The organism is Hymenobacter gummosus, assembly GCF_003970915.1.
Classification (GTDB): Bacteria; Bacteroidota; Bacteroidia; order Cytophagales; family Hymenobacteraceae; genus Solirubrum; species Solirubrum gummosum.
The window spans coordinates 197,922-221,443 of record NZ_RXOF01000010.1; the positions used below are offsets into that span (position 1 = coordinate 197,922).

A 23,522-nucleotide genomic window follows, 5' to 3' on the forward strand; every position below is an offset into this window, starting at 1 on the left:
AGCTTACCGCCGCTTAGCGGGTGTAGTAGTCGTGGTGCACCAGTTGGGGCGGCCCCGCGGCCGTTTTCAGGTGCAGGGAGGTAGCGTTCAGCTCCACGATGAGCAGGCGCTTGGGCGGGAGGGCAAAGCCCCCGAAGCTTTGCTCCACCAGGAGCGTGTCGCCGCGGCGCTCGTAACTCCGCTTGATGGGCGCATCGGTGCCCTCGCGGGTTATCCACTCCGTCGGCGTGACTTCCAGCGTCTGGTCGCGGCCCGGAAAGCTGACGTCGGAGTAGGTTACCTGGTTGCCGCTGGCGTCGGTATACTGGGAGGCGGAGCGGGTCAGGGTCCATGTGTCTTCCAGCACCTTTTCCGGCTTGGAATCATCCTTGGAACAGGCGGCCAGCAGCAAGAGGGTGCCAAATAGCGCGGTGGATAGTAGTCTGGACATGGGCAGTGTAGATGAAAGAGAATGAATGGTGCGAGGACAGGCGCAAATGCAATGCCGCTCTGCCAAACCAGTAAAGTGAGCGTGGAGAATAACGGATTCGAACCGATGACCTGTTGCGTGCGATGCAACCGCTCTAGCCAGCTGAGCTAATTCCCCGGGGGTAATAAAGGCAAATTATGACGCCAGCTTTGGCGGCGCAAGCCTTGTTAATCGGGTTTTCATCCTAAATATGTATGTTGCTCAGCGAACCATCCGACTTTTTATGCCCCGAAGCGTCATTCTGGAGGAAATCGACCAGGCGCTGGCTCACTACGATTCCGCCCACGGCCGCCCGGTTGCCATCGAGCTGGGCGAGCGGAAATACACCCAGCTGATTCTGGACGTAGCTGCTCTGCACGCCGACGGCGGCGAGCTGACCACCAACACCGGCCGCCCCCTGGCTTACCGCGGCCTGGAAATCTTGCGCGACGACGTGCACCGCGACCGGGTGCGCATCCTCTAATCACGGATTTTTCGGATTTGACGGATTGCACGGATTTTGTAGACGATTGAATTACGGACTTTGCGGATTTGACGGACTTGGTTTCGCTTTTCTTGCGTTACCGGATTCTGCAGACGGACGAATCACGGATTTTTCGGATTTGGCGGCGCCTTCCTTCGGTTCCCGGATTTTGTAGACGATTTTTGCACTGCGAAGCTGTACAGCTTCAGCAGGAGCTTCCGGAGAAGCCGTCGGCTCGGTTTTGGGTCAAAGGCCAGTGGAGTGCGGCTGCCAAGCGGCCGTGAATCGTCCACAAAATCCGTGAAATCCGAAAAATCCGCACAAATCCGTGATTCATGAATCTGCTTTCCGGCGAAAATCTCTCTAAAAACTACGCGGACCGCTGGCTGTTCCGCGACCTGGCCTTCGGGCTGCAACAGGGGCAGCGCGTGGCCCTGGTCGGCATCAACGGGGCCGGCAAAACCACCCTGCTGCGCATTCTGGCCGGCATCGAGCAGCCCGATACGGGGCTGGTGTCGGTGCGCAAGGGTATCCGGGTGGCCTTCCTGGGCCAGCAGCCGCAGTTCGACGAGGAGCTGACGGTGGAACAGACCATCTTCGCCTCGCAGAACGACACGCTGGCCGCCATCCGCGACTACGAGCACGTGGTCAACGATGCAAACCACAAATCCGAGGATTTGCAGCGGGTGATGGAGCAGATGGACGCGCTCAATGCCTGGGACTACGAGGCGCAGGTGAAGCAGATTCTGGGGCGCCTGGGCATCCTGGGGCCGCTGCTGGACCGGCAGGTCCGGCACCTGTCGGGCGGGCAGCGCAAGCGCGTGGCCCTGGCCCGGGTGCTCATCGAGGAGCCGGAGGTGCTGATTCTGGACGAGCCCACCAACCACCTGGACCTCGACACCATCGAGTGGCTGGAAAACCGGCTGGCTTCCCCCACCCTCACCCTGCTGATGGTCACTCACGACCGGTACTTCCTCGACAAGGTGGCCAACGAAATTGTGGAGCTGGACCAGGGCCGGGTGCACCGCTACCAGGGCAACTACTCCTACTTCGTGGAGAAAAAGGCCGAGCGCGAGCAGATGGAGGCCGTGGAGGTGGAAAAAGCCCGCAACCTGCTGCGCAAGGAGCTGGAGTGGATGCGCCGCCAGCCCCAGGCCCGCGGCACCAAGCAAAAGGCCCGCATCGACGCCTTCTACGAAACCCAGGAAAAGGCCAAGACCAAGCTGAAAGGCCCCGAGCTGGAGCTGTCGGTGAAAACCACCCGCCAGGGCGGCAAAATCATCGAGGTGGAGCACCTGCACAAGCAGTTCGGCGACAAAGTGGTGCTCGACGACTTTAGCTACGTGTTCAAGAAAAAGGACCGCATTGGCCTGATCGGACCGAACGGGGCCGGTAAGTCGACCCTGCTGAACATGCTCACCGGTAAGCTGCAGCCCGACTCCGGCACCGTGGACGCGGGGCAGACCACCGTGTTCGGCTACTACACCCAGAACGAGCTGGAATTCGACGAGTCGCAACGCGTCATCGACATCGTGAAGGAGGTGGCCGAGGTGGTGGAAATGGCCAACGGCGACGTGGTGACGGCCTCGCAGTTCCTGCAGCACTTCCAGTTTCCGCCGGCCCAGCAGTACACGCTGGTCAGCAAGCTGAGCGGGGGCGAAAAGCGCCGCCTGCAGCTGCTGCGCGTGCTCATTAAGAATCCGAACTTCCTGATTCTGGACGAGCCGACCAACGACCTGGACATCATCACCCTGAACATTCTGGAGGACTTCCTGCTGAATTTCAGCGGCTGCCTGCTCATCGTCTCGCACGACCGGTACTTCATGGATGCCTTGGTGGAGCACGTGTTCGTGCTGGAGCCCGGCGGCAAGGTGCGGCAGTTCCCCGGCAACTACACCGACTACCGCGAGTGGCAGAAGGAGCACGAAGCCGAGGAGTACGCCCAGCAGCAGGCGCGCACGGCCAAGGCCGCCGCGGGCGTGGCCCCCTCGGCGGAGGTAAAGGCGGCCCCGGCGCCGGCCGGGCAGAAGCGTAAGCTCAGCTTCGCCGAGAAAAAGGAGTACGAGCAGCTGGAAAAGGACCTGGAGCAGCTCGAAGCCCGCAAGCAGCAGCTGATTGAAGAGCTGAATTCGGGCAGCGGCTCGCACACCGAGCTGGCCGACTGGGCCGCCGAGCTGAAGCGCACCGACGCCGAGCTGGACAGCAAGGGCGAACGGTGGCTGGAGCTGGCCGAGTTTGCGTAGCCGCGGGCGGCAGCTCATCAGAGCTTAGCGGCGCCGCGGCAATAGCCCAGACGAGCCACTACAACGACCGGGCTCCGGAGAAACGACACCCAACCCACATGGGTAAGGACCGTTGCTCCGGAGCCCGGTTTATTTCTGCCCGCTGCCGAGCCGTTGAGGTGATGCGCCCGGGCCGCATTGCCGGAAATGGTGCCGCTTGTGGCGTAGGCAACGAGGCGCTTGGTGGGGCGCGCCGAACGTTCGGCGCGGGCTACATGAGGTGTGCGCAGACCCGCGGCGCCGGGGCCTGCCACGCCCGGCCGGTGCAACACTGAGCCGCCAGCTGGTGCCTATAGGCCAGCCATTAGCGCAGAAAGGGCCTTTTTGCCCGCCGAAGAAGAATACAACGCCGGGGCCGCGCAATTATTTTGCCCGGTAGCGTGCTACTTTTTCCTCTTTTCTGCATCCTTTTTTATGGCTCCGCCGCTCCGCCTCCCCGCTCCCTACCCCAAACGCTATGAAACAGCCCAACCTCGACCAGTGGACCACTGGCTTCGCGCTGGTGGCTTTCCTCGGCTTCTTCGTGGCCCCGCTGCTCTACAGCCAGGCGGGCCAGCGCAAAGACCAGATTAGAGCGGTTTCGCAGTCAGTGTATATGGTGCTTCTGTTTTTCTTTGTGGCATGAAGCCGTACTCCGCTGATTTACGTGAACGAGTCGCGGCCGCTTGTGCGGCAGGCGATAGTACACGTGGGCAGGTCGCTGCCCGTTTCAGCGTCTCGTTATCCTTTGTTAACAAGCTGCTGCAGCGCCAGCGGGCGGGCGGCGGGGTAGCGGCGCTGCCGCACCGGGGCGGCCCTGCGCCGCTGCTCGATGAGGCAGCCCGCACCCAACTAGCGGCCTGCGTGGCCCAGCAGCCCGACGCCACGCTCGCCGCATTGCGCGCCTTGCTCGTGGCGGCCGGCGGGCCGCACCACCATCTGGCAGGCGTTGCAGCAGTTGGACTTACGGCGTAAAATAAAGAGCGTCCACGCCGCCGAGCGCGACACCGAACGCGTGAGGGGGCTGCGCCGGGCGTTCCTCGAAGCCCTGGCGGGGGAAGACGTGACGCGCTTCAAGTTCGTGGACGAGACCAGCGTGCACCTGACCTACACGCGCCGCTATGGGCGGGCCGTCGGGGGCCGGCGACTCGACCAGGCCGTGCCCTTGCACAACGGGCCGAACGTGACCGTGCTGGCCGCCCTCACCCCGCAGGGCCTGCAGGCCGTCATGGAACTCGACGGGGCCGTGAATACGGCCCGCTTCGTGGCCTATCTCGAGCAGGTCCTGGGCCCCACGCTCGTGCCCGGCGACGTGGTCGTCGTCGACAACCTGCGCGTGCACAAGGCCCCCGAAGCGGCCCAGGTCGTCGCGGCCCGCGGGGCCCGGCTGCTGTTTGTGCCGCCCTATTCGCCTGATTTTACCCCCGTTGAACTCGCCTTCAGCAAGTTCAAAACGCAGCTGCGCACCGCCACGGCCCGGACCCGCGAGGCCTTGACCCAAGCCCTGCAAACAGCCAGCGAATGGATAGCCGCCACCGACGCCAAAAATTGATTTGCCCATTGCGGGTATCATGTACACTGACCGCGAATCCGCTCTAGCTTGATTTGCGCCCCAGGTCCGCTTCGAGCCTCACCGTCAAGCGCTTTTTCTGCGGCCGACTTTTAGCCTGAGCCCCCGCGCCGCGCAACCTTGGCCGGGCCGCGTGGTTTTTGGAACGTCATTCTCAACCCTCCATTCCAAACCCCATGAAAAACGCCCTTTCCCTGTTCCGCCTTTTTGTGCTGCTGACGGCGCTGCTGTCCGGCGGCCTCGCCCAGGCCCAGGAGGCGGCCAAGCCCAGCCCGGCCGCCACGGCCACCGGCAAGGCCGGCAAAGCCAACGTGACCGTGAAGTACAGCTCGCCGGCTGTGAAGGGTCGCACCATCTGGGGTGGCTTGGAGTCCTACGGCAAGGTATGGCGCGCCGGCGCCAACGAAGCCACTACCGTCACCTTCGACCAACCCGTGACGGTGGAAGGCAAAGCCCTGCCGGCCGGCACCTACTCCTTCTTCGTCATCCCGATGGAAAAAGAGGCCTGGACGGTCATCTTCAACAAAACGGCCAACCAGTGGGGCGCCTTCAAGTACGACGAGAAGCAGGACGCGCTGCGGGTCATGGTGAAGCCCCGCAAAGCGGCAAGCCTGAACGAGCGGCTGACCTATACCGTGGAAAGCCCCGGCCTGGTGCTGCGCTGGGAAAACATCGAGCTGCCCGTAGCCATCAAGTAAGGCCAACTCTCCTGAGACAAAAAGCCCCGCCGTGCGACGCAGGCGGGGCTTTTTCATGTTCTGCCGGCGACGTTAGGCCGCTGGATTAGCGCCTTTCTGGCCAGCTCCACTCAGGGCGCCGGCTCGGCCAGCAGCGTCAGCGAAACGGCCGCGTTTTCCACCCGCCGGTGCTTGTCGTCGACGTCGTGGATGCGCCAGGGCAGGCCGTGGATGTGGCGGCTCACGGTTTCGACCGTGGTGGCCGAGGTAGCCTCCATAATGGCCGGAAACTCGTTGGCCGGCGTCGTGCGGTAAGTAGCCTTGTCCTGCGGGTTGGTAGCCGTGACGATGGTCCAGACGGGGTTTATTTCCACGAACTGCTCCGTGGGCAGGGTCGGCAGGCCTTCTACGAGGATGCAGAGGCCTTCCTGGGGCATCCGAATGCCATAGGAGGCCAGCTCCACCACCAGCTCCTGATTCGGCAGCGCGGCTACTTCGGCGGCAGTATACATCAGCTCGGCGGGCAGCAAGTCGCGGGTCAAATCCGGGGTGAAGGGCGTGGTGAGCAGGGCCGGCAGCAGCCGCACCCGCACCCGGCCCGCGGTGGGGTGGTTGTCGCGAAACTTCACCGTCAGCCGCTGCACCACGCTGCCCAGGGTCGTGGCGTCGGGCCTGAACCGGCTGGCGACCTGGTATTCGGGCACCAGCAGCGCCCCACTCAGGTACTTGAGCTTGCCCGCGTAGCCCGACAGCACCACCGGCCGGGCGCCCTGCACCTGCACGCCGGCCAGCGCGAAGGTTTGCGGGTGCAGCCGCAGCGTATCGGGCGGCCCCGCGGGGCGGCGGGTGCGCGTGAGCTCCGCCGGCGCGTAGCCCAGGTGCTGCAGGCGAAAGTGCGCCACCGGCCCGGGCAGGCTGAAACGCCCCGCCGCATCGGTCGTCAGCCCGGCCCTGGTGTGCAGGTCCGTTACCGCCACGCCGGCCAGGGGCCGCCGCGTCACGGCATCGACAACCACGGCCTGGTAAGCATCAGGAGCCCCAAACAGGCTCAGCAGCGCGATAAAAGACAGCAAGCGGGGCTAGCAGTAGCAGGTAACAACGGTAAACTAGCGGGCGGTGCAGGCCCCGCGGAGCGCTTAGCGGCGGCTGGCTTTAGCCGGAGCAGCAGCCGTGGCCAGTGGGCTATCGAGGCGGAAGTACTGCTGGGTAAACTCGCCCGCCAGCTCGCGGCCGGCCAGGGGCATCACCAGGCGCAGGCGCACGGCGGCATCGGCGCAGCGGCGGAACCGGACGCGGCCGCGCAGCTCCTGCCCGGACGCGAGGGTGGTTTTGCGCAGCAGGGTGGTTTCCAGCTGCCGCTGCTGGTTGCGGGCGGCGGTGGCCTGCACGGCGTGGCTGGTGCGCTCCTGCTCGTAGCGGGCCATTTCGGTGCGGTAGCGGGCTTGGCGGCTGGCGCGGCGGGCGGCGTTTTCGTGGCGCGGCCGGCTGCAGATGTCATCCAGCAGGTTGCTCAGCGACGACAGCATTTCGGCGGCCGGGCGGGCGGTGGCTTTCTGCCGGTGATAGGCTGCCTGCTGCTGCAGGGCCTGAATGTTCTGCTCGGGGTTTTCGGACTGCACGCGCAGGGCCCCCACGCCGGGCGTGGCCGCGTAGGCATCCAGGTAGAAGGCTTCGGGCGCCACCAGCACGGGGCGGCGGCGGCGGTTGTGCACCGTCACATCGAACTCCAGCCAGGGCCCCGTGGTCGATACCACGCCCAGGCGCACGTCGAGGCTGTCCTGCTTGGCGGCTACCACTTCCATCCCGTCCTGCCACTGCCCGCCACCCGCGGCGGGCTTGACTAGCACGTAGTGCGAGGTGGTGCAGGCGCCCAGGCCGAGCAGCAGCGCGCCGGCGGGCAGCAAGGAAGACAGAACGGACCGAAGCGTAAAGATTTTCATGCGCGGGAGGAAGAGTGGTCGGGTAAGTAACGACTATTCCCTGGCTAATCAAAATCCAACCGTGACTCCACGCCCATAAATGCCGCCGCCGGGCCCGCAAGGGCGCTTAACTTATTACTACGGGCTTATTTAAGCCCAATCGGCAGCTCAAAATTACCCTCACCGGTAGGCATAAAATCCAAAACCTGCACCACGGCGGCGGCGGGAACCGGGCCGAAGGCGTGGGCGAAATGCTGCTGCCGGGCGGGCACCCACTCGCGCTCCACTCTCACGCCGGCCGCGACGATAAGCGCCTCGTCCAGCACCAGCAGCAGTAGCCCCGCGCGGCCGCGGTAGTAGCGGTTGGCCGTTTCCACGACCTGCTGCCGCTCGGAGAGGTGAATAAAGCCCTCGGCCGGCAAATCGGCGCTGGCAAAAAAGCCGGTTTGCTGCGCTTGCTGCCAGTCGGCGGGCTCGGCAATGCGGTAGAGCGTGTTCAATTAAAAATTGAGAATTAAAAATTAAAAATTTCGTTCTGAAAGGCGCCAGCGGCGCAGTAGCCCGTCGGCAGCAGAGAAGTGCAAAAGCAAAAACGGGACTGACAGCCGCAGCCATCAGTCCTCATTTTTAATTTTTAATTCTCAATTTTTAATTGCCTCAAGCCTTCCACAGCTCGTGCTGCTGGCCTTTGCTGGTCAGCACGAAGCGCACGGGGTTGGGCAGCAGCACCAGGCGCACTTTGCCGGGGTACTTCTCCGAGTCGACCCACACGCCGTCTTCGCTGGTCAGCTGGGGGCCGGCGGGCAGGTAGGCGGTGGGCAGCAGCACGTCGGTGTCGGAGCTAAGCTCGCCGTGGACTTTCTCCAGGGCGGCTTCCAGAAACTCGCCGTATTCCTCGTTGAAATCGTCTTCCAAGTCGTGCAGCTCTTCCTCCACGTCGTCGTAGCGGGAGTCGCTGTAGGCGAGCTGGTGCAGCTCGTGTTTCTTGGTCAGGAGGGCCGTCAGGGCCTGGTTCAGGGCGTTGGTATCCATAGAAATAGGTGTGCGCGGCCGGTGTGGGGAGGCGCGGCTGCCAAAGCAAATTTGGGAAAGAATCAAGAAACTCCCCAGCCCGGCCGCGAATTAGCCCGAAAGCGTATTTTTACCCCGTCTTTCCCCGGTACCCCATCCAACCACCCCAATTCCCCGCTCCCGCACATGGAAACGCTCAGCCCGGCCGCCGCGGCCACTCCGCAAGCCGTCGATTTTCTGCCCCTCAACGGCACCGATTACCTCGAGTTCTACGTGGGCAACGCCAAGCAGTCGGCCTACTTCTACCAGGCTGCCTTCGGCTTTGAGCTGGTGGCCTACGCCGGCCCCGAAACCGGCGTGCGCGACCGGGCCAGCTACGTGCTGCAGCAGAACAAAATCCGCTTCGTGCTGACCACCTCCCTGCTGCCCGACTCCGACATCACCCGACACGTGGCCAAGCACGGCGACGGGGTAAAGGTCATGGCCCTGTGGGTGGACGACGCCCGCAAATCCTTCGAGGAAACCACCAAGCGCGGCGCCAAGCCGGCCTTCGAGCCCTATACCATCTCCGACGAAAACGGCGAGGTAACGCTGGCCGGCATCTACACCTACGGCGAAACCATCCACACCTTCGTGGAACGCAGCAAGTACAACGGGCCCTTCCTGCCGGGCTTCGTGGCCAAGACCAGCAACGTGCCGCAGGGCGCGCCGGTGGGCCTGCAGTACGTGGACCACTGCGTGGGCAACGTGGGCTGGGGCGAGATGAACCAGTGGGTGAAGTTCTACGAGGACGTGATGGGCTTCAAGCTGCTCATCACCTTCGACGACGACGACATTTCGACCGAGTATTCGGCCCTGATGTCCAAGGTGGTGTCGAACGGCAACGGCTTCGTGAAATTCCCCATCAACGAGCCGGCCGAGGGCAAGAAAAAGTCGCAGATCGAGGAATACCTCGACTTCTACCACGACGCGGGCGTGCAGCACATGGCCCTGATTACCCACGACATCCGCTCGACGGTGGCCGAGCTGCGCCGCCGGGGCGTAGAGTTCCTCACGGTGCCCGGCACCTACTACGAGGACCTGATTGAGCGCGTGGGCAATATCGACGAGGACCTGGACAGCATCAAGGAGCTGAACCTGCTGGTGGACCGCGACGAGGAAGGCTACCTGCTGCAGATTTTCACCAAGCCAGTGGAGGACCGTCCCACGGTGTTCTTCGAAATCATCCAGCGCAAGGGCGCCAAGTCGTTCGGCAAGGGCAACTTCAAGGCCCTGTTCGAGGCCATCGAGCGGGAGCAGGCCCTGCGCGGCAACCTGTAAGCCGTCATGCGCAGGTTTGGCAAGCAGGATGCGCTGCTGTTCAACGACTGGCAAGCGCAACAGCCCCAAGGTAAACCCACTGGTTTGTACGCTCAACGCACTACGGGAGGCCGGTGGCGGATTCATGAAGCTCACTGTCCACACTACGGCTCCGGCGACGCCTTTAGCGGGGCGGGTTTCACTCCTAAAATCGGTTTCGAAAGCTTGGCTGAGTATCAGCAATGGTCCGACCAAAGCAGTGCAATAGTCTGCAAAACCTGTCACCCCTTGTAATGCAAAACGCCCTGGCCTGCACTGGCCGGGGCGTTTTGCATCGCACTTCTTGATATAAGCACCTGCCCTACTTCGAGCCGACCAGCACGCCGCTGACGAAGTAATTGCCGGTTTCGGTGCGCAGGTTGTAGACCACGCGGGCCGAGCCGGCGGCCTGGCGGTCCGCAAGGTGGGTGGTTTCCACGGCCGCGTCGGTGCCAAGCTGCAGCACGTCGTCGGAGGGGCGCAGCTCGTCGGCGCGCAGTTGCTGGCCCTGCCGGGTCACGATGGGGTGATTGGGCGTCAGCACCAGCTCGGTGGCGGCTTTGTAGCGGCCGACGAGCATTTCCAGGCCGGCGTACACCGGCGCCGCGCCGATGGTCAGCTGCACCAGCGGGTAGGCCTGCTCGTCGTGGATGTCGAGGCGCACGACGCGGGTGGGCACGGGGCGGCCGGTCTGGGCGTCGTAGCCGAGCACCACGTCGCCGGGGCGCACCTTGCTGATGTGCACCTGCCGGCCATCGGGCAGGGCTACGCGGGCAAAGGCCGGGAAGCACACCAGCTCCTCGCATTTGAAGGGCGCGTCGTAGACCTTTTTCAGGTCGAAATATTCTTTGTTCAGGTCGTAGATGGCGCTGCTGTAGCCCAGCAGCTGCTGCACCTGGCTCAGCATGAGCTGCTGCCCGCCGGCCAGGCTGCCCACGACGTTTTTCTCCCCGGCCCGCTGAATGTCGTCGCCGTAGTGAATCTTGGCCAGCTCGGTCTGGAAGGGCGTCACGCGGGTTTTCACCAGGGCCTTCTGGGTGTTCCAGGCTGTGTTCAGCTGAGGTAGGTACTTGACGTACAGGTCGAGGCGGCGCTTGGTGAACTGGCGGTAGTAGTCGAAGTTCTTGCGCTGGCCGGCGCAGTCGCCCTCGCGGGCCTCGGGCAGCTGCCGGGCCTGCTCCTGCTGCTTGAGGCTTTCCAGCTCGGTTTCGAGCTGCTGCTGCACCCGCGTGAAGCCATTACCGGTCATTTCGGAGCTAAAGGCCTCCACCATCTTGCTGTGGGCATCCAGGGCCGCCGTAGCTACCAGCGGCGCCAGCTTCTGCGGCCGCTGATTGCCGCCCATGGCCTGCATCTTGGCCTCGTTCAGACCGTGCTTGCGCATAAGCTGCTGCATGTAGGCGTCCTGCTCGGCTTCCGACTTCTTTTCCCACGCCGCGCGGAACGTCGGATTGCGCATCTGCTGCATAAACTCGGCCTGAGCGGCCTGAGCGGCCTGAAAGCTCGGGTCGGCCGTCATGCGCTGCTGGGGGCTGCCGGGCGCGGCCATCTGGGCCTGCAGAAACTGGGCTTTTTCGGCGTCGCTCATCCGGGCCAGCTTGGCCTGAAACGCGGGGTCCTGCATCTGCTGGGCCAGCTGCACGGCCTGGGCGTTGTAGCCGGGCATAGCCTGGCCGTGCTGCTGCAGGTAGGCCATTTTCTGCTGGTCCGTCATCTTATCCAGGCCCGCGGCCTGGGCCTGCTGGCCCATGCTTTTGTAGGCCTGCTCGGTGCGCGTCTGCTCCGTGGTGCGGCCCGCGCCAATGCTGGCTCCGAGCTGGCCCAGCTGCTTATCCAGCTCGGCAAAGGCGGCCGGGCGCTTGAGGCCGGCATTGAAGGCCGTGGGCGGGGCCGGCAGCCGGTCGAACAGGGGCAGCACGTCGGCCTTGACGGGCTTCTGGGCGAAGGCCACCGCGAAGGGCAGCACCACGAGCAGGGCGACCAGCAGGCACAGGAGCAGGCTGGTCAGGCGGTGAATTTTCATAGCTGGGGAAGCGGAAAAAGGGAACGGAACGGCGGCGGAGAAGGCGCCCCGCGGCCAGGGCCAAAACCCGGCGCGAAAGCGGCTGCAAGTGCGCGAAAAATCCGGCGCGGCTCAATCGCATGATAATGTGAGCTTTATCCAAATGCGTCTCCACCGTGTGCAAACTTCCCTTTTCTTTGGCGTACAAAACCCTCCTTTTTGATTTTCCCCGCATATGGCTCTTTCCGCTGACGTTCAACAGAAAATCCAAACCTGGCTTACCGGCAACTACGACGACGAGACCAAGGCCGAAATCCAGCGCCTGCAGGCCGCCGGCGACGAGGAAGGCCTCAACGATGCCTTCTACCGCGACCTGGAATTTGGCACCGGCGGGCTGCGCGGGGTGATGGGCGTGGGCTCGAACCGCATGAACCGCTACACCCTGGGCATGGCCACCCAGGGCCTGTGCAACTACCTGCTGCAGAGCTTCCCCGGTCAGGAAATCAAGGTGGCCGTGGCCCACGACTCGCGCCTGAACTCGCGCGCCTTCGCCCAGACGGCCGCCGGCATCTTCTCGGCCAACGGCATCACGGTATACCTGTTCGAGGACCTGCGCCCCACGCCCGAGCTGTCGTATACCATCCGGCACCTGGGCTGCCAGAGCGGGGTAGTCATCACCGCCTCGCACAACCCCAAGGAGTACAACGGCTACAAGGTGTACTGGAACGACGGCGCCCAGGTGGTGGCCCCGCACGACAAGAACATCATCCGCGAGGTCAACGCCATTCAGAGCGTCGACGCGGTGAAGTTTGAGGCCGACAAAGCCAAGATTCACATTATTGGTGCCGACATCGACAACGCTTACCTGGACCAGGTAGCGAAGCTGAGCATCAACCCCGAGGCCATCAAGCGCCAGCACGACCTCAAAATCGTGTACACGCCCATTCACGGTACGGGCATCACCATGGTGCCGCCGGCGCTGAAGCGCTTCGGCTTCATCAACGTGCACGTGGTGGAGGAGCAGGCCACGCCCGACGGCAACTTCCCCACCGTGAAGTCGCCGAACCCGGAGGAGAAAGTGGCCATGCAGATGGCCCTGGACAAGGCCAAGCAGCTCGACGCCGACCTCGTCATTGCCACCGACCCCGACGCCGACCGCGTGGGCATCGGCGTGAAAAACAAGGACGGCGACTGGGTGCTGGTCAACGGCAACCAGACGGCGGCCCTGCTGACGCACTACCTCGTGTCGGCCCGCCAGCAGGCCGGGCAGCTGAATACCGGGAAGGACTACATCGTGTACACCATTGTGACCAGCGACGTGCTGGGCGAGGTGGCCAAGCGCTACGGCATCCGCTCGTTCCAGACGCTGACGGGCTTCAAGTACATTGCCGGCGTGATCCGCGAGCTGGAGGCTCAGAACGACGGCCAGCACTACATCGGCGGCGGCGAGGAAAGCTACGGCTACATGATCGGCGACTTCGTGCGCGACAAGGACGCCGTGTCGGCCTGCTGCCTGATTGCCGAAATGGCCGCCGTGGCCAAGGACCAGGGCCGCACGCTCTACGAGGAAATGGCCCAGATGTACCGCAGCTACGGCCTCTACAAGGAAGACCTGATTTCCCTGACCAAGAAAGGCCAGCGCGGCGCCGAGGAAATCCAGGAAATGATGGCCGGGCTGCGCCAGAACCCGCCCGCCTCGCTCGGCGGCTCGCCCGTGGTGCAGCTGCTCGACTACCAGCAGTCGGTGGCCCGCGACCTTCGCACCGGCCAGACGACGCCGCTGCAGTACGAGAAGTCCAACGTGCTGCAGTTCGTGACCGAGGACGGCTCCAAGGTGTCGGCCCGCCCCTCCGGTACCGAGCCCAAAATCAAGTTCTACTTCAGCCTGAAGCAGCCGAATTTCGGCGCCGAGGAGTCGTTCGAGGACGCGCTGGTGGGCCTGGATGGGCGAATTAAGCAGATCATTCAGGAAATGCAGCTGCAGTAAACCAGTTTACAATGCCATCCTGACAGGCTTGTCTGGGATGGTAATAACCGGGTTTACTTCCCATTGAAAAGGCCGGGCCACTTAGCCCGGCCTTTATATTTGGCTTCTCCCGTGGTTGAACAGGGGCGTTGACTTCCATATGGAAATTATTACCGGTTCCCGGCGCACCCCGTTGACCTGGGCGCTAACAGTAACCTTTGTAAGCTTGGGCATCTACCTCCGCCAGCCCGTATTGAGTGGAATTTGCCTGCTGCTGGCGTTGATGCCCTTCGCGCTTTCCAAAGGGCTTGAAGTGGATTTGCCCAATTCCCGACTGCGGCATTTCACCAAAATCGGCGGCTTGCGCATCGGCGAGTGGGAAGAGCTGCCGCCCGTCAGCCGGGTGGTGGTCAAATACTTTTCGCAGCTGGGCACTTCCGGCCGGCCCGGCCGCATGCGCACCGATCAAGAGGCATTTTGGGTGGTTATGCTCTCCGTAGCAGGCTCCGCCAACGGCATCGTGGTGGAGCGGCTGGCCCTGACCGCCAAGGCCGACGCGCTGCAGCTGGCCGCAACCTTGGCCAAGCCTCTTGGCGTGCCGGTAGTGTTCATCCATCCGCAAGAAGCCCCGCACGGCGTGACGGTCTGAACGCGTAGGGCCGGGCAACGCGCCACAGCCGTACCCCGATGCCCGGCCCGAACATCAAAAAGGCTTTTTTCTTGGTCATCAGGTAGCCCAGGCACAGCGGGAAGGGCAGCCCAGCGGCGCGTGGGTAGGTACCCCAAGCCGTTTCGTCCGCCAAGTGCCAGCAGCTTGGCTCCTGGGCACTCGTAGCTACAGCGGCAATCGGTAAAAACCCTCGACTTCCAGGGCAGGGTCCGGGTAGAGTTCGGCCAGACTGAATTTCTCTTCGCCAGCAACTGCACTGTAGTCCTGGTTTCGCTCGAAGGCGTGGTAGATGGGGTTGTCGTCGCCCATAATCCAGCACTCCGCCGCCCCGAAGCCCCGGCCAATTTCCCGGTACACGTCCAGCAGCCGGGCCCGCGACTCCGGACGATTTCCCAGCACCAGCCGGGCCCGCATCACGCTCCAGATGGCAAAGGCATCGGCGCGGAAGCACAGATTCAGGTTGGGGCCGGGAAGCAGCAATTCCATGTTTATATCGGGCAGCATTGGGCGCCCGGGCAAGGCAGCCTCGGCAGTGGGCTTGCGCTTGTCGTACCACTGCACGGGCCGGCTGCCGGTGGCAAAGCCCTCGGCCTGCATGGCGGTGGCCAGCGCAGCAGCCGCGGCAAATTCGCTGCGTTCCACCTGCTCGATGGTCCGCAAGGTTTCGGCCGAGAAGGCGAACAGGGGAAACAGTGCGACGATATTGACGCCCATAGCTGCGTGAATCAGCCTACGTGGATAGCATTACAACCGCACCCCGATGCCCGGCCCGAACAGCACAAACCAGTGGTACGATTTGCCAGTGGCCACTGATTTGACCCCGTTGAGCAGGTAGCCGCCGCCCAGGTACAGCGGAAACGTCAGCTTGGCGTCGCGGCGGGTGGGGTACACCGAGCCCAGCACCACGATGCCCAGGTCGCGGTTGGCGTTGTTGTCGGGATTGAGGTTGAAGGCGTTCAGGGCCACGAAGCCCGCCCCCACCTTGTAGGGCCGCAGGCGGTTGATTTTCTCGGGGTGGTAGAAGCTGAATTGGGCCAGCGTGGCCAGCGAAATACCCCCGAACGAGGTGTAGCTGCCATTCGGCTCGCCGATGCGGCGCGTGAGCAAGCCGGCCGGGAAGCTGATGTCGATGTCGAACTTGTAGTTGCGCTTGAGCACCAGCTCCACCGTCTGCGTGAAGCCCGGGTCGCTGTACTGCCCGGCCTGGTGCTTCACCGTCACGATGATGCGGCTCCAGTCGTCGAGGTCGTAGGTTTTGCGGCTCAGCAGGGCGTTCAGGCTCAGCGCGTCGGTGCGGCAGGCCTTGTCCTGGTAAAACACGGCCCGGGGCGAGTTGTCGCCCGGGCAGATGACCACGTTGTCGACGTTGCGGATTTCCACCAGCTCCCCCTTGCTGTTGAGCGTGCGGATTTCAAAGCTCAGCAGCTGCTTGCCGTAGAAGACCTTGTCGGTATCGATGCCGTTCGGGTTGAAGCTGAACACCACGTCGCGCACGGTTCGCTCGAACAGCACCGGCCCGTTGAGCCGGGTGATGGGGTGGGACGCGTCGCCGTAGCTCACCGACACGAAATCCAGTGGGTGCGGCCGCTGAAACTCCCGGATGCTCAGCGCCTGCCCGGTGGCCTGCCCGGCGTTCAGGATGTTGCTGCGGCGCTTGTCGAAGGTGACGGGCACCTGCACGCGCAGCACCACCCGCGAGTCGGTGCGGATGGAGGAATCGGAGGGAATGACGGGCAGATCCTCGAAGTGGAAGCGGGCCTTCTGCAGCCCCTCCCCTTCCAGGCGCACGTCCACCGTTTCGCCGGGGCTCACATTGAGCGAAGAAGTCCAGTCGCCGCCGCGGTGCAGCACCTGCACCGAGCTAATGGTGGTTTTGGGCGTGATGTCGAGGTTGGTGACGTAGAGGGCCTGGTCGTTCTGCTTGAGGTAGAGGTAGCCCTCGGTCTGGCGGTGAGTGTTGTAGGGGCGCAGGAAGCACAGTACCCGGTCGTTGGTGAGGTACTGGCGCGTAAACAGCTCGGCAATCAGCGCCCCGCCGGGCTCCTCCTGGTCTTCCACCCGGTAAGTGCGGCGCAGATCGAAGGCGCGGCCGTTGTCGAGAATCAGCTCCACGCCGCGGCGGCGGCTGTTCTCGTCGAGCGTGACCATGCGCTTGTCGGGCGTGAGGAAGCGCAGGCGCGAGGCTTTCACCACGAACTCCTGCTTGAGGGCGGGCAGCTGGTAATTGAGCCGGCCGCCGCTCTGCAGCATGGGCCGCTCGCTCTGCAGCTTCACGGTGAGGGTGCGGCGGCCGAGCTGCTTGGGCAGCACGTGCAGGCGCAGGGTACCGTTGGGCTCCCGCGTCACCTGGTAGTCAAACTCCTCGGTGCGCACCCACTCGCCGGTCACGCGCACGTTGCGGGGGTTGGAGGAGTTCAGGGCCAGCACTTTCTCTTCGCCCACAAACAGCTCGTCGTCGGAGCCGCGCAGGTTCACGGAGGTGTAGGCCACCGGCAGCAGGGGCACCACGTCGCGCAGGGGCTCGTCGCCGGGGGCGCCGCGCTGCTCCACCACCAGCCGGATAAACTGGCTGCTGGTCAAGTCCTGAAACTTGATGCGGGTGCGCCAGGCCCCGTCGGCTTCGCGGGTAAGCGAGTCGAGCTGCTGAAAGTCGGTGGATTTGCGCAGGCGCAACGGCTCGTCGCCGGCCAGTTTTTCGGGGTAGAAGCGCACTTCCACCGTCTCGTCGTCGCGCCGAAACCAGAAGAACAGCGTCGGCTCGCCCTGCACGATGACGGTGTGCCGGCTGAGCTGGTAGCTGGCCGTATCGGTGCGCAGGGTCACGTCGCGCAGCAAGGGCGCCTGGGCCCGGGCCGCGCCGAGGCTGGCAAGCAGCAAGGCGCCCACCACGCCCAGCACTCGAAAAACAGAAGGTAAACCCACAGTACAAATTCCCAACCCCCACCGGCCCACCCGGTCGGGGAAAACACCGGCAAAGTTCAGCGCCCCGGGGCAGAGCCGCAACCCGGGCGTTTTAAAAAGTAGCCCGTCTCCTACCGGCCAGTCATTCGGCGGCGCCATTTCCGGCCCGCCCAGCCGATTGATTTGTCACAAAACAGCTCCCATTGGCAAAACCCGGACCGGCAGTATTGGGTATAAGAGCCAGCAGCCACGGCTCCGTCCGCCGCTGGCCGCTCAAACGGCGCGTCACAAAACCAGGGCATCCGGACTTTCGTTCGCGCCACGGCCTGCGCACTTTTGGCTTACTGCTCCGGGTCAGCTTGCCACCGTTCAGCCTGCCCACTCTTTTCCACAACCAACCCAACACGTTATGCTTCACCTCAACCCTGCTACGGCCCGGCAGCCACCCGCGGCCCGGCTCCAATCGGTGCTGGCGGAGGGCCGCCTGATGGACGCCGCTGATTTACTGGCCGACTGGGCCCAGCGCCAACACGCCCCGCAGGCCCTCAGCATGGAGCAGCAGGCGCACCTGCTGCACAGCTGCTTCGAGCTGCTGCGCCGCGCCCCGAACCTGCCCGCCGACCTCTGGCAGCAGACGCGCACCTGCCTGCAGCGGCTGCTGCCGCGGGCCTAGCTTCCGCGCCAACGCACCCAAACAGCCGCCGCCCGGCTCCGTTCGACGGAACCCGGGCGGCGGCTGTTTTTATCGAGCAACGCCGTTAATTTTTTTCCTTCCGGATGGTGAGGATAAACAGCACCAGCAGCCAGAAACTGGTGGCGCCCAGACCCCACCAAGTCACGGCGGGTAGGCCGCGGTAGTAGGGCATCTGCCCGGCCGGGTAGTTACCGAGCAAACTCAGGCCCGAAAACAGCAGGAAAGCCACCGCCAGCAGCGTAATAATGCCCCGCGACACCAGCCGCTCGGCCGTGCGCAGCAGCGGCAGATAGCCGCTGAGCTGGGCCTGCACCCGCAGTTCGCCCTTGCTGAGCTTGCGCACAATCTGGCGCAAATCCGTGGGCAGGGTGTACATCAGCGCCAGCAGCTGCTGCCCGGTGTACTGCAGCTCGGTCGTCACATTGCTCACCGAGTACTGCTCCAGGATGAGCCGGCGGCCGTAGGGACGCACAAACTCGAAGGTGTTGAAGGCCGGGTGCAGCACCTTGCCAATGCCCTCCAGGATTACCAGGGCCCGCAGAATCAGGAACACCGAGCCGGGCACCTGCAGCTTGAAGCGGTAGATGATGGTCTGCAGGCGCTCCGCGAGGGCACTCATGCTCATTTCCTTCACGTCGAGGCCGGTGAAGTCGTCGATGAGCAGCTGCAGCTCGGCCTCGAAGGCGCGCATGTCGCGGATGTCGGCGGTGAGGGCCAGGCGGCGGAAGTTCAGGGCCATGCCGCGCGCATCCTGCTGGCTCATGCTGATGAACACGCCCGCAAAGGCGTACTTCTGCTGCTTGGTCAGCCTGCCCACCATGCCGAAGTCGATGAGCACGATGGTGCCGTCGGGGCGCACCAGCACGTTGCCGGGGTGCGGGTCGGCGTGGAAGATACCGAACTCGAAAATCTGTGTCAGGTAGATGTCCATGCCCGTTTCGGCCACCGTGGCGGGGTCCAGGTGCCAGCGCAGCAGCTGATCCTTGTCGGTAATCTTGCAGCCGCTGATAAACTCGATGACCAGCACCCGGGCCGTGCTCAGCTCGCGGTAGGGCTTGGGCACGTAGAAGGTCTGGTAATCGGCGTAGAGCTTGCGAAACTGCTCCATGGCCCGGGCCTCGGAGGTGTAGTCCAGCTCCTGCATCATGCTCCGCTCGAAGGCCTCCACGATGTCCTGCGGGTTGCTCAGCCCCTGCTTGCGCAGGTAGCCGCCCGTGAGCTTCACCAGCTCCCGTAGCAGGTGCAGGTCGGTGGTGATTTTGTCGCGGGCGTCGGGGCGCTGCACCTTCACCACCACCTCGGTGCCGTCGAGCAGGCGGGCCTTGTGCACCTGCCCGATGGAGGCCGAGCCCAGCGGCACGTCCTCGAACTCGCTGAATACCTCCCCGAGGGGCCGGCCGATTTCGGCCTCGATGATGCGCTTGGCCTCGGCCGTGGCGAAGGGCGGCACCGCGCTCTGCAGCTTGGCAAACTCGTCGACCAGGGCCTGCGGCAGCAGGTCGGCGCGGTTGCTGAGCACCTGGGCCAGCTTCACGAAGGTGGGCCCCAGCTCCTCGATAACCATGCGCACCCGCTCCCAGCGCGAGGTGTCGAATACGGCCTGCTCGCCGTGCTGCCAGGTGCGGCGGCGCTGCCGGGGCACCAGCCGCCGCAGCGCGGTGGTCGTCACCACGTCCTCGAAGCCGTAGCGCAGCAGCACCTCCACTACTTGGCGGATGCGGCCCAGGTTGGTTATCGTATTCTTGAACATTAGCGGCAAGTTAGGCCCGCGGGAGAAGTAAATGCTAGTCGGCCGGGGCGGGGCGCCACTGCTGCCAGTAGGCGCCAGTGGCGGGCAGCTGCATCTGCGCGGCCGCCTCGGCCAGCAGCTCCCAGAACCGGGCCGGCACCGGGGCCAACGTAGCGCCCAGTTCGGCCAAGGTATCCAGCGCCAACTCCCATTCCTGCTGGGCCAGGAACTCCTCGTAGCTGGCCATCAAGTCCTGGGCCGTGCGGCCCGAGTCAGGCGACCGTACCTCCGGCGTGGGCTGCGAAGCTGCAAGAAGCTGCGCAGCTTCCTGCAGCTTCGCCGCTACTGGGTGCGGGCTTAGGCGCGGGAGCTTGTCAATCAACCAGGCCAGAAAAGCGTCGAGCATGGCTACGGGCGGTACAAAAAAGCCAGCCCCGCTGCGCTGGGCAGGCGAGGCTGGCTCGGTGAACTGTTACGAAAACGGCTTAGGCGTTGCCGCCTTCCGAGCCGCTGCCCGCCGGGGCTGCACCCGCCGACTTCTTGGCCGTGGCCGCACCGCCCTTGCTGCCCGCCGCCGATTTCTTGGCGGCCGTGCTGGCCGCGCCGGCGGCTTTGGTGGTAGCCTTGGCGGCGGTTTTGGCCGCGGCCGGCGCCTCCGCAGCCGGGGCGCTGGCCTTCTTCGAGCCGCTGGCCGACTTGCCGGCCGAGCCCTTCACGGCGCGCTTCAGCTCCTCCACGTCGGTGCTCGACGCCACGCCCATGCCTTTCATCACACGCTTGGCAATGCTGTTGATCTGGGTTTCGAACTCCTTGCGCTTGGTGTCGGTGTTTTTCTGCAGCGAGGCGAGGATTTTCTCGCCCTCCTTCTGGGAGAGTTTGTTTTCCTGCACCAGCTGGTTGATGGTGTCCTGCACCCGGTCGTTGGTGCGCGACACGAAACCCACACCAGCGTAAATGAACTTCTTAAACAGGTCTTCCATGGTCGAAAAAGTTGGGGAATGGTGAGAACCGGCGCGGCAGGCCCGCAGGCCCCAAAGTAGTATGCATGCCGACTACCTGCCACAAACCTACGAAAAGCTAAATATTCCGGGGTGCTTGACGGCCAATTTTTTGCAGAAAATTTCCCGGGCCGCCCACCCGGCCGAATTCACACTCAGGCCGCGGCCCGCACCGCTCGTGGACCGGCGGGCAAAACGCCCGGCAGCTTTTGCACGGACCGGTGCGCGGCGGCTTGAGCGGCCCACACGCCGCGGGCAAACCCGGCGGTGCGCTGCAGGGCGGTGCGGGCTTCGGGCACGGCGCGCCAGAACAGATGCCACCAGTGCACCAGCCCCTCAAACTGCTGCACCGTGACGGCGGTGCCAGCGGCCCGCGCCCGGGCCGCCAGGGCCAGGGAGTCGTGGAAGAGCAATTCACCGTCGGATACCTGCAGCAGCAAAGGGGGCAGGCCGCGCAGCTCGGCGTACAGGGGCGAGACGAGCGGGTGCGTCAGCGGAGTATCGGCGGCGTAGTGCCGGCCCCAGGACCGGATTTCGAGGGCTTCGATGAAGCGGGCCTCGTCGGGAATGTGGTCAACGCTGGCGGGCAGGTTCAGGTCGGTCCAGGGCGAGAAGCACAGCGCGGCGGCGGGCAGGGGCTGCCGGGCGTCGCGCAGGTGCAGCAGCAGGGCCAGCACCAGGCCGCCGCCGGCCGAGTCGCCGGCCAGCATGATGTCGTGCGGGGCGTAGCCCTGGGTGAGCAGCCAGCGCCAGGCGGCCAGCGCGTCGTCGAGGGCGGCCGGGAAGGGGTGCTCGGGGGCCTTGCGGTAGTCGACCGACAGGGCCCGCAGGCCGCAGCGCTGGGCCAGGGCGCCGATGAAGCCGCGGTGGGTATTCAAGGACCCCATCACGTAGCCGCCGCCGTGCAAATACAGCAGCACCCGCTGCTGGTCGGCGCCTTCGGGCTCAATCCACTCGGCCACCACGTCGCAGCCGGTTTCGGCGCGGTGGAAGTGCACGCCCCAGGGCATAAACTGCAGTAAGGTGCTCAGCTCCAGCCCCAGCCGCAGGCCGTTGACGGAGGGCCGGTGGCGGGCAATGGGGCCGGCCGCGGCCGAAAGCAGCCGCTTCACGAGCTGGTGTTGATAGGAAGGCATGGGTGGGAAGGCGGAAGGGCGAGGGGCCGGGCAAGCAGCCGCTCAGGCGCGAATGGTGGGCCTTGCTATAACGCAGGGCCCGGGGAAAGAGTTGAAATATAGGAGTTCGGCGGGTTGATTGCACGCTCTACTTAATCGGTACGTCATGCAGAGCACGATAGAGCCGCTCAGCAACCCTACTCCTGCCCCGGTAGCTTCTCGCCGATGCTGTGCCTGCGGTAACCGCGGATGGCAATCGGAATCAAACCCAGCACCGGAATGAAGAAGCTGATGACGAACGGATTGCGCCAGAGCAGCCGCAGCGTGGTGCCGAAGCCGCTGAGCCGCAGCTTGTACTTGGGGCCGTACTTGCGGTAGCCGCGCTCAAACTCGTGGAACAGCAGCGGCCAAAACGGCGGCAGGTAGAACGGGAACAGGCGCCAGTTCTGCTTCATGCGCTGCCACAGCTCCCCTACGTTGTATGGCTGCTGCCCGTACTGGGCCACGGCCGCGTCGAGTTCCTGCTGCATCTGCTGGTGCACGCGCTCGGTCAGGGCCACAAAATCCTCGCGGGTCATTTCCTCGAAGGGCTTGTCGGTCCAGTCGGCGGGGCGCAGGCGGCTGCCGAGCACGAAGGTGAGCTTGGCCGGGAAGGCCATGTAGAACACCCAGGGCTGCAGGATGATACCGATGATGAGCCAGGTAATCGGCAGGAAGGGAATGCCGATTTTCTTGACCAGCCGGTTCAGCCAGTCCCAGCTGTAGGCCCCGGGGTTAAGGTACTCGCCGTTGACGGTCGAGAAGAGCACCAGATCGGTTTTGTGCTGAATGCTGAGGCGGACGATGCTGCTGGCCAGGCGCTGCAGCTGGTACTTGCGGTTGAACCCCTTCCCGATGCCCGGCACGCCCTCGGGGTACAGCATCAGGTTGTGGTCGTTGTAGTACATCATCGTCTCGAAGTTCAGCGTGGTGGCGTCCACGCAGCCCGCGCGCTTCCAGAAGTCGCGCAGCAGAAACGGGTTCATCAGGGCCGACTGCGAGAGCAGCGGCGCCGACAGCGGCCGGGGCATATCCTCGGGCCGCGGCACGGAGCGGTAGAGGTCCGACAGCGCCACCATGGCGTCCCAGGGAAAGGCCATGCCCGAGTGGTTGGAGCAGAAAATCAGCGGCCGGTCGGGGTTGTTGCGCTCGGGGTAGTTTTCGAGGAAGCCCACCAGCCGGGAGCGGAACCACACCCGGTCGAGCAGCTGCATGACGTTTTCGTCGAGGGCCCGCACGAAGTCCTCGTCGAAGTAGTCGTTGTAGATGTGCTGATTGGCGCGGATGGCCGCCGACGGTGGGGGCGGCGGCGTGGCGGCGGGGGCAGAAGCCAGGGACATGGCGGAAATGCGGCGGAAGAAAGCCCTTGGGCGGGCCGGAGGAGGGGTTTCCAAGATACAGGTTTGCCCGTAACCGCAACGACGCCCGGCCAGGGCTAGCGGCTAGTTCCCCTCCTCAGCGGCGGAGGGTTTAGGGGTGGTTGACCTGTCGTTGCACGGCCATAAAAGGGCGTCATGTCGAGCTTGTCGAGACATCTCGCGTGCTGATGTGGGATAGTAATTTCTAACTCTAATTTTTCAACCACCCCTTGTATGATTGCACTGCCCTATCTTCTGGGTAGCCAGCCAAGGAAGCGGAGTCACCTACCATCCCTAAATGCGGGGCTTCGGCCTCGACCTTGTGGGTTAGAGCCAGTGCTC

23 protein-coding genes and 1 tRNA gene are annotated in these 23,522 nt (G+C 64.3%); 10 read left to right on the forward strand and 14 right to left on the reverse strand.

Annotated features, from left to right (window positions below):
* Window positions 1-13: 13 nt before the first annotated feature.
* Window positions 14-430, reverse strand: a complete 417-nt coding sequence (locus EJV47_RS17430; protein ID WP_126694452.1) for a hypothetical protein — start codon at window positions 428-430, stop codon at window positions 14-16.
* Between the two features lie 82 nt (window positions 431-512).
* Window positions 513-586: transfer RNA gene (locus EJV47_RS17435), tRNA-Ala, on the reverse strand.
* A gap of 106 nt (window positions 587-692) precedes the next feature.
* Here EJV47_RS17435 and EJV47_RS17440 point away from each other — a divergent pair.
* The 6 genes from EJV47_RS17440 (at window position 693) to EJV47_RS17460 (ending at window position 5,461) form a co-directional block, all read left to right on the forward strand.
* Window positions 693-932, forward strand: coding sequence for a hypothetical protein (locus EJV47_RS17440; protein WP_126694453.1), 240 nt, complete (start codon window positions 693-695; stop codon window positions 930-932).
* Between the two features lie 335 nt (window positions 933-1,267).
* Complete coding sequence (locus tag EJV47_RS17445) at window positions 1,268-3,175, forward strand: ABC-F family ATP-binding cassette domain-containing protein (RefSeq protein ID WP_126694454.1); 1,908 nt, start codon at window positions 1,268-1,270, stop codon at window positions 3,173-3,175.
* Window positions 3,176-3,671: 496 nt separating this feature from the next.
* Window positions 3,672-3,839, forward strand: a complete 168-nt coding sequence (locus tag EJV47_RS28100) for a hypothetical protein (RefSeq protein ID WP_165903808.1) — start codon at window positions 3,672-3,674, stop codon at window positions 3,837-3,839.
* The gene (locus EJV47_RS17450; protein WP_126694455.1) at window positions 3,836-4,168 is read left to right on the forward strand and encodes a COG3415 family protein; all 333 of its coding nucleotides are present in this window, start codon (window positions 3,836-3,838) and stop codon (window positions 4,166-4,168) included. The genes EJV47_RS28100 and EJV47_RS17450 overlap by 4 nt, the downstream gene beginning before the upstream one ends.
* A complete protein-coding gene (locus tag EJV47_RS17455; protein WP_165903809.1) occupies window positions 4,152-4,745 on the forward strand; it encodes an IS630 family transposase in 594 nt (197 codons plus the stop codon). Before EJV47_RS17450 ends, EJV47_RS17455 begins: the two co-directional genes overlap by 17 nt.
* Before the next feature lie 194 nt (window positions 4,746-4,939).
* A complete protein-coding gene (locus tag EJV47_RS17460; protein ID WP_126694457.1) occupies window positions 4,940-5,461 on the forward strand; it encodes a DUF2911 domain-containing protein in 522 nt (173 codons plus the stop codon).
* A gap of 110 nt (window positions 5,462-5,571) precedes the next feature.
* Here the strand turns inward: EJV47_RS17460 and EJV47_RS17465 are convergent, their stop codons facing one another.
* The 4 genes from EJV47_RS17465 to EJV47_RS17480 all read right to left on the reverse strand — a co-directional run bounded on the left by EJV47_RS17465 (window position 5,572) and on the right by EJV47_RS17480 (window position 8,391).
* Window positions 5,572-6,513, reverse strand: a complete 942-nt coding sequence (locus EJV47_RS17465) for a peptidase associated/transthyretin-like domain-containing protein (protein WP_126694458.1) — start codon at window positions 6,511-6,513, stop codon at window positions 5,572-5,574.
* A 63-nt stretch (window positions 6,514-6,576) separates the two neighbouring features.
* A complete protein-coding gene (locus EJV47_RS17470; RefSeq protein ID WP_126694459.1) occupies window positions 6,577-7,380 on the reverse strand; it encodes a hypothetical protein in 804 nt (267 codons plus the stop codon).
* A gap of 125 nt (window positions 7,381-7,505) precedes the next feature.
* The gene (locus EJV47_RS17475; protein ID WP_126694460.1) at window positions 7,506-7,859 is read right to left on the reverse strand and encodes a DUF952 domain-containing protein; all 354 of its coding nucleotides are present in this window, start codon (window positions 7,857-7,859) and stop codon (window positions 7,506-7,508) included.
* A gap of 157 nt (window positions 7,860-8,016) precedes the next feature.
* A complete protein-coding gene (locus EJV47_RS17480) occupies window positions 8,017-8,391 on the reverse strand; it encodes a hypothetical protein (protein ID WP_126694461.1) in 375 nt (124 codons plus the stop codon).
* A 165-nt stretch (window positions 8,392-8,556) separates the two neighbouring features.
* Here EJV47_RS17480 and hppD point away from each other — a divergent pair, with 165 nt between their 5' ends.
* Window positions 8,557-9,690: a 4-hydroxyphenylpyruvate dioxygenase gene (hppD, locus tag EJV47_RS17485; RefSeq protein ID WP_126694462.1), complete on the forward strand. Its 1,134-nt coding sequence runs from the start codon at window positions 8,557-8,559 to the stop codon at window positions 9,688-9,690.
* Between the two features lie 340 nt (window positions 9,691-10,030).
* On the opposite strand, the gene EJV47_RS17490 is transcribed toward hppD, so the two are convergent.
* The gene (locus tag EJV47_RS17490; protein WP_165903810.1) at window positions 10,031-11,731 is read right to left on the reverse strand and encodes a Hint domain-containing protein; all 1,701 of its coding nucleotides are present in this window, start codon (window positions 11,729-11,731) and stop codon (window positions 10,031-10,033) included.
* A 214-nt stretch (window positions 11,732-11,945) separates the two neighbouring features.
* Here EJV47_RS17490 and EJV47_RS17495 point away from each other — a divergent pair, with 214 nt between their 5' ends.
* Both EJV47_RS17495 and EJV47_RS17500 read left to right on the forward strand, forming a co-directional pair.
* Window positions 11,946-13,697, forward strand: coding sequence for a phospho-sugar mutase (locus EJV47_RS17495; protein ID WP_126694463.1), 1,752 nt, complete (start codon window positions 11,946-11,948; stop codon window positions 13,695-13,697).
* Window positions 13,698-13,836: 139 nt separating this feature from the next.
* Complete coding sequence (locus tag EJV47_RS17500) at window positions 13,837-14,325, forward strand: hypothetical protein (RefSeq protein ID WP_126694464.1); 489 nt, start codon at window positions 13,837-13,839, stop codon at window positions 14,323-14,325.
* 186 nt (window positions 14,326-14,511) lie between these two features.
* Here the strand turns inward: EJV47_RS17500 and EJV47_RS17505 are convergent, their stop codons facing one another.
* Both EJV47_RS17505 and EJV47_RS17510 read right to left on the reverse strand, forming a co-directional pair.
* Entirely contained in the window at window positions 14,512-15,060 is a 549-nt protein-coding gene (locus EJV47_RS17505) for a hypothetical protein (RefSeq protein ID WP_126694465.1), read from the reverse strand.
* A gap of 30 nt (window positions 15,061-15,090) precedes the next feature.
* Window positions 15,091-17,268: a hypothetical protein gene (locus tag EJV47_RS17510; protein ID WP_126694466.1), complete on the reverse strand. Its 2,178-nt coding sequence runs from the start codon at window positions 17,266-17,268 to the stop codon at window positions 15,091-15,093.
* 388 nt (window positions 17,269-17,656) lie between these two features.
* Here EJV47_RS17510 and EJV47_RS17515 point away from each other — a divergent pair, with 388 nt between their 5' ends.
* The gene (locus EJV47_RS17515) at window positions 17,657-17,920 is read left to right on the forward strand and encodes a hypothetical protein (protein WP_126694467.1); all 264 of its coding nucleotides are present in this window, start codon (window positions 17,657-17,659) and stop codon (window positions 17,918-17,920) included.
* An 85-nt stretch (window positions 17,921-18,005) separates the two neighbouring features.
* On the opposite strand, the gene EJV47_RS17520 is transcribed toward EJV47_RS17515, so the two are convergent.
* The 5 genes from EJV47_RS17520 to EJV47_RS17540 form a co-directional block, all read right to left on the reverse strand.
* Window positions 18,006-19,691, reverse strand: coding sequence for an ABC1 kinase family protein (locus EJV47_RS17520; protein WP_126694468.1), 1,686 nt, complete (start codon window positions 19,689-19,691; stop codon window positions 18,006-18,008).
* Between the two features lie 34 nt (window positions 19,692-19,725).
* The gene (locus EJV47_RS17525) at window positions 19,726-20,076 is read right to left on the reverse strand and encodes a hypothetical protein (RefSeq protein WP_126694469.1); all 351 of its coding nucleotides are present in this window, start codon (window positions 20,074-20,076) and stop codon (window positions 19,726-19,728) included.
* Between the two features lie 79 nt (window positions 20,077-20,155).
* Window positions 20,156-20,650: a phasin family protein gene (locus tag EJV47_RS17530; protein ID WP_126694470.1), complete on the reverse strand. Its 495-nt coding sequence runs from the start codon at window positions 20,648-20,650 to the stop codon at window positions 20,156-20,158.
* Window positions 20,651-20,823: 173 nt separating this feature from the next.
* Window positions 20,824-21,804 (reverse strand): alpha/beta hydrolase fold domain-containing protein, encoded by a 981-nt coding sequence (locus tag EJV47_RS17535; RefSeq protein ID WP_126694471.1) that lies wholly within the window; start codon window positions 21,802-21,804, stop codon window positions 20,824-20,826.
* A gap of 176 nt (window positions 21,805-21,980) precedes the next feature.
* Window positions 21,981-23,162 carry a lysophospholipid acyltransferase family protein gene (locus tag EJV47_RS17540; RefSeq protein ID WP_126694472.1) on the reverse strand — a complete coding sequence of 394 codons (1,182 nt, stop codon included), beginning with the start codon at window positions 23,160-23,162 and terminating at the stop codon, window positions 21,981-21,983.
* Between the last annotated feature and the right edge of the window lie 360 nt (window positions 23,163-23,522).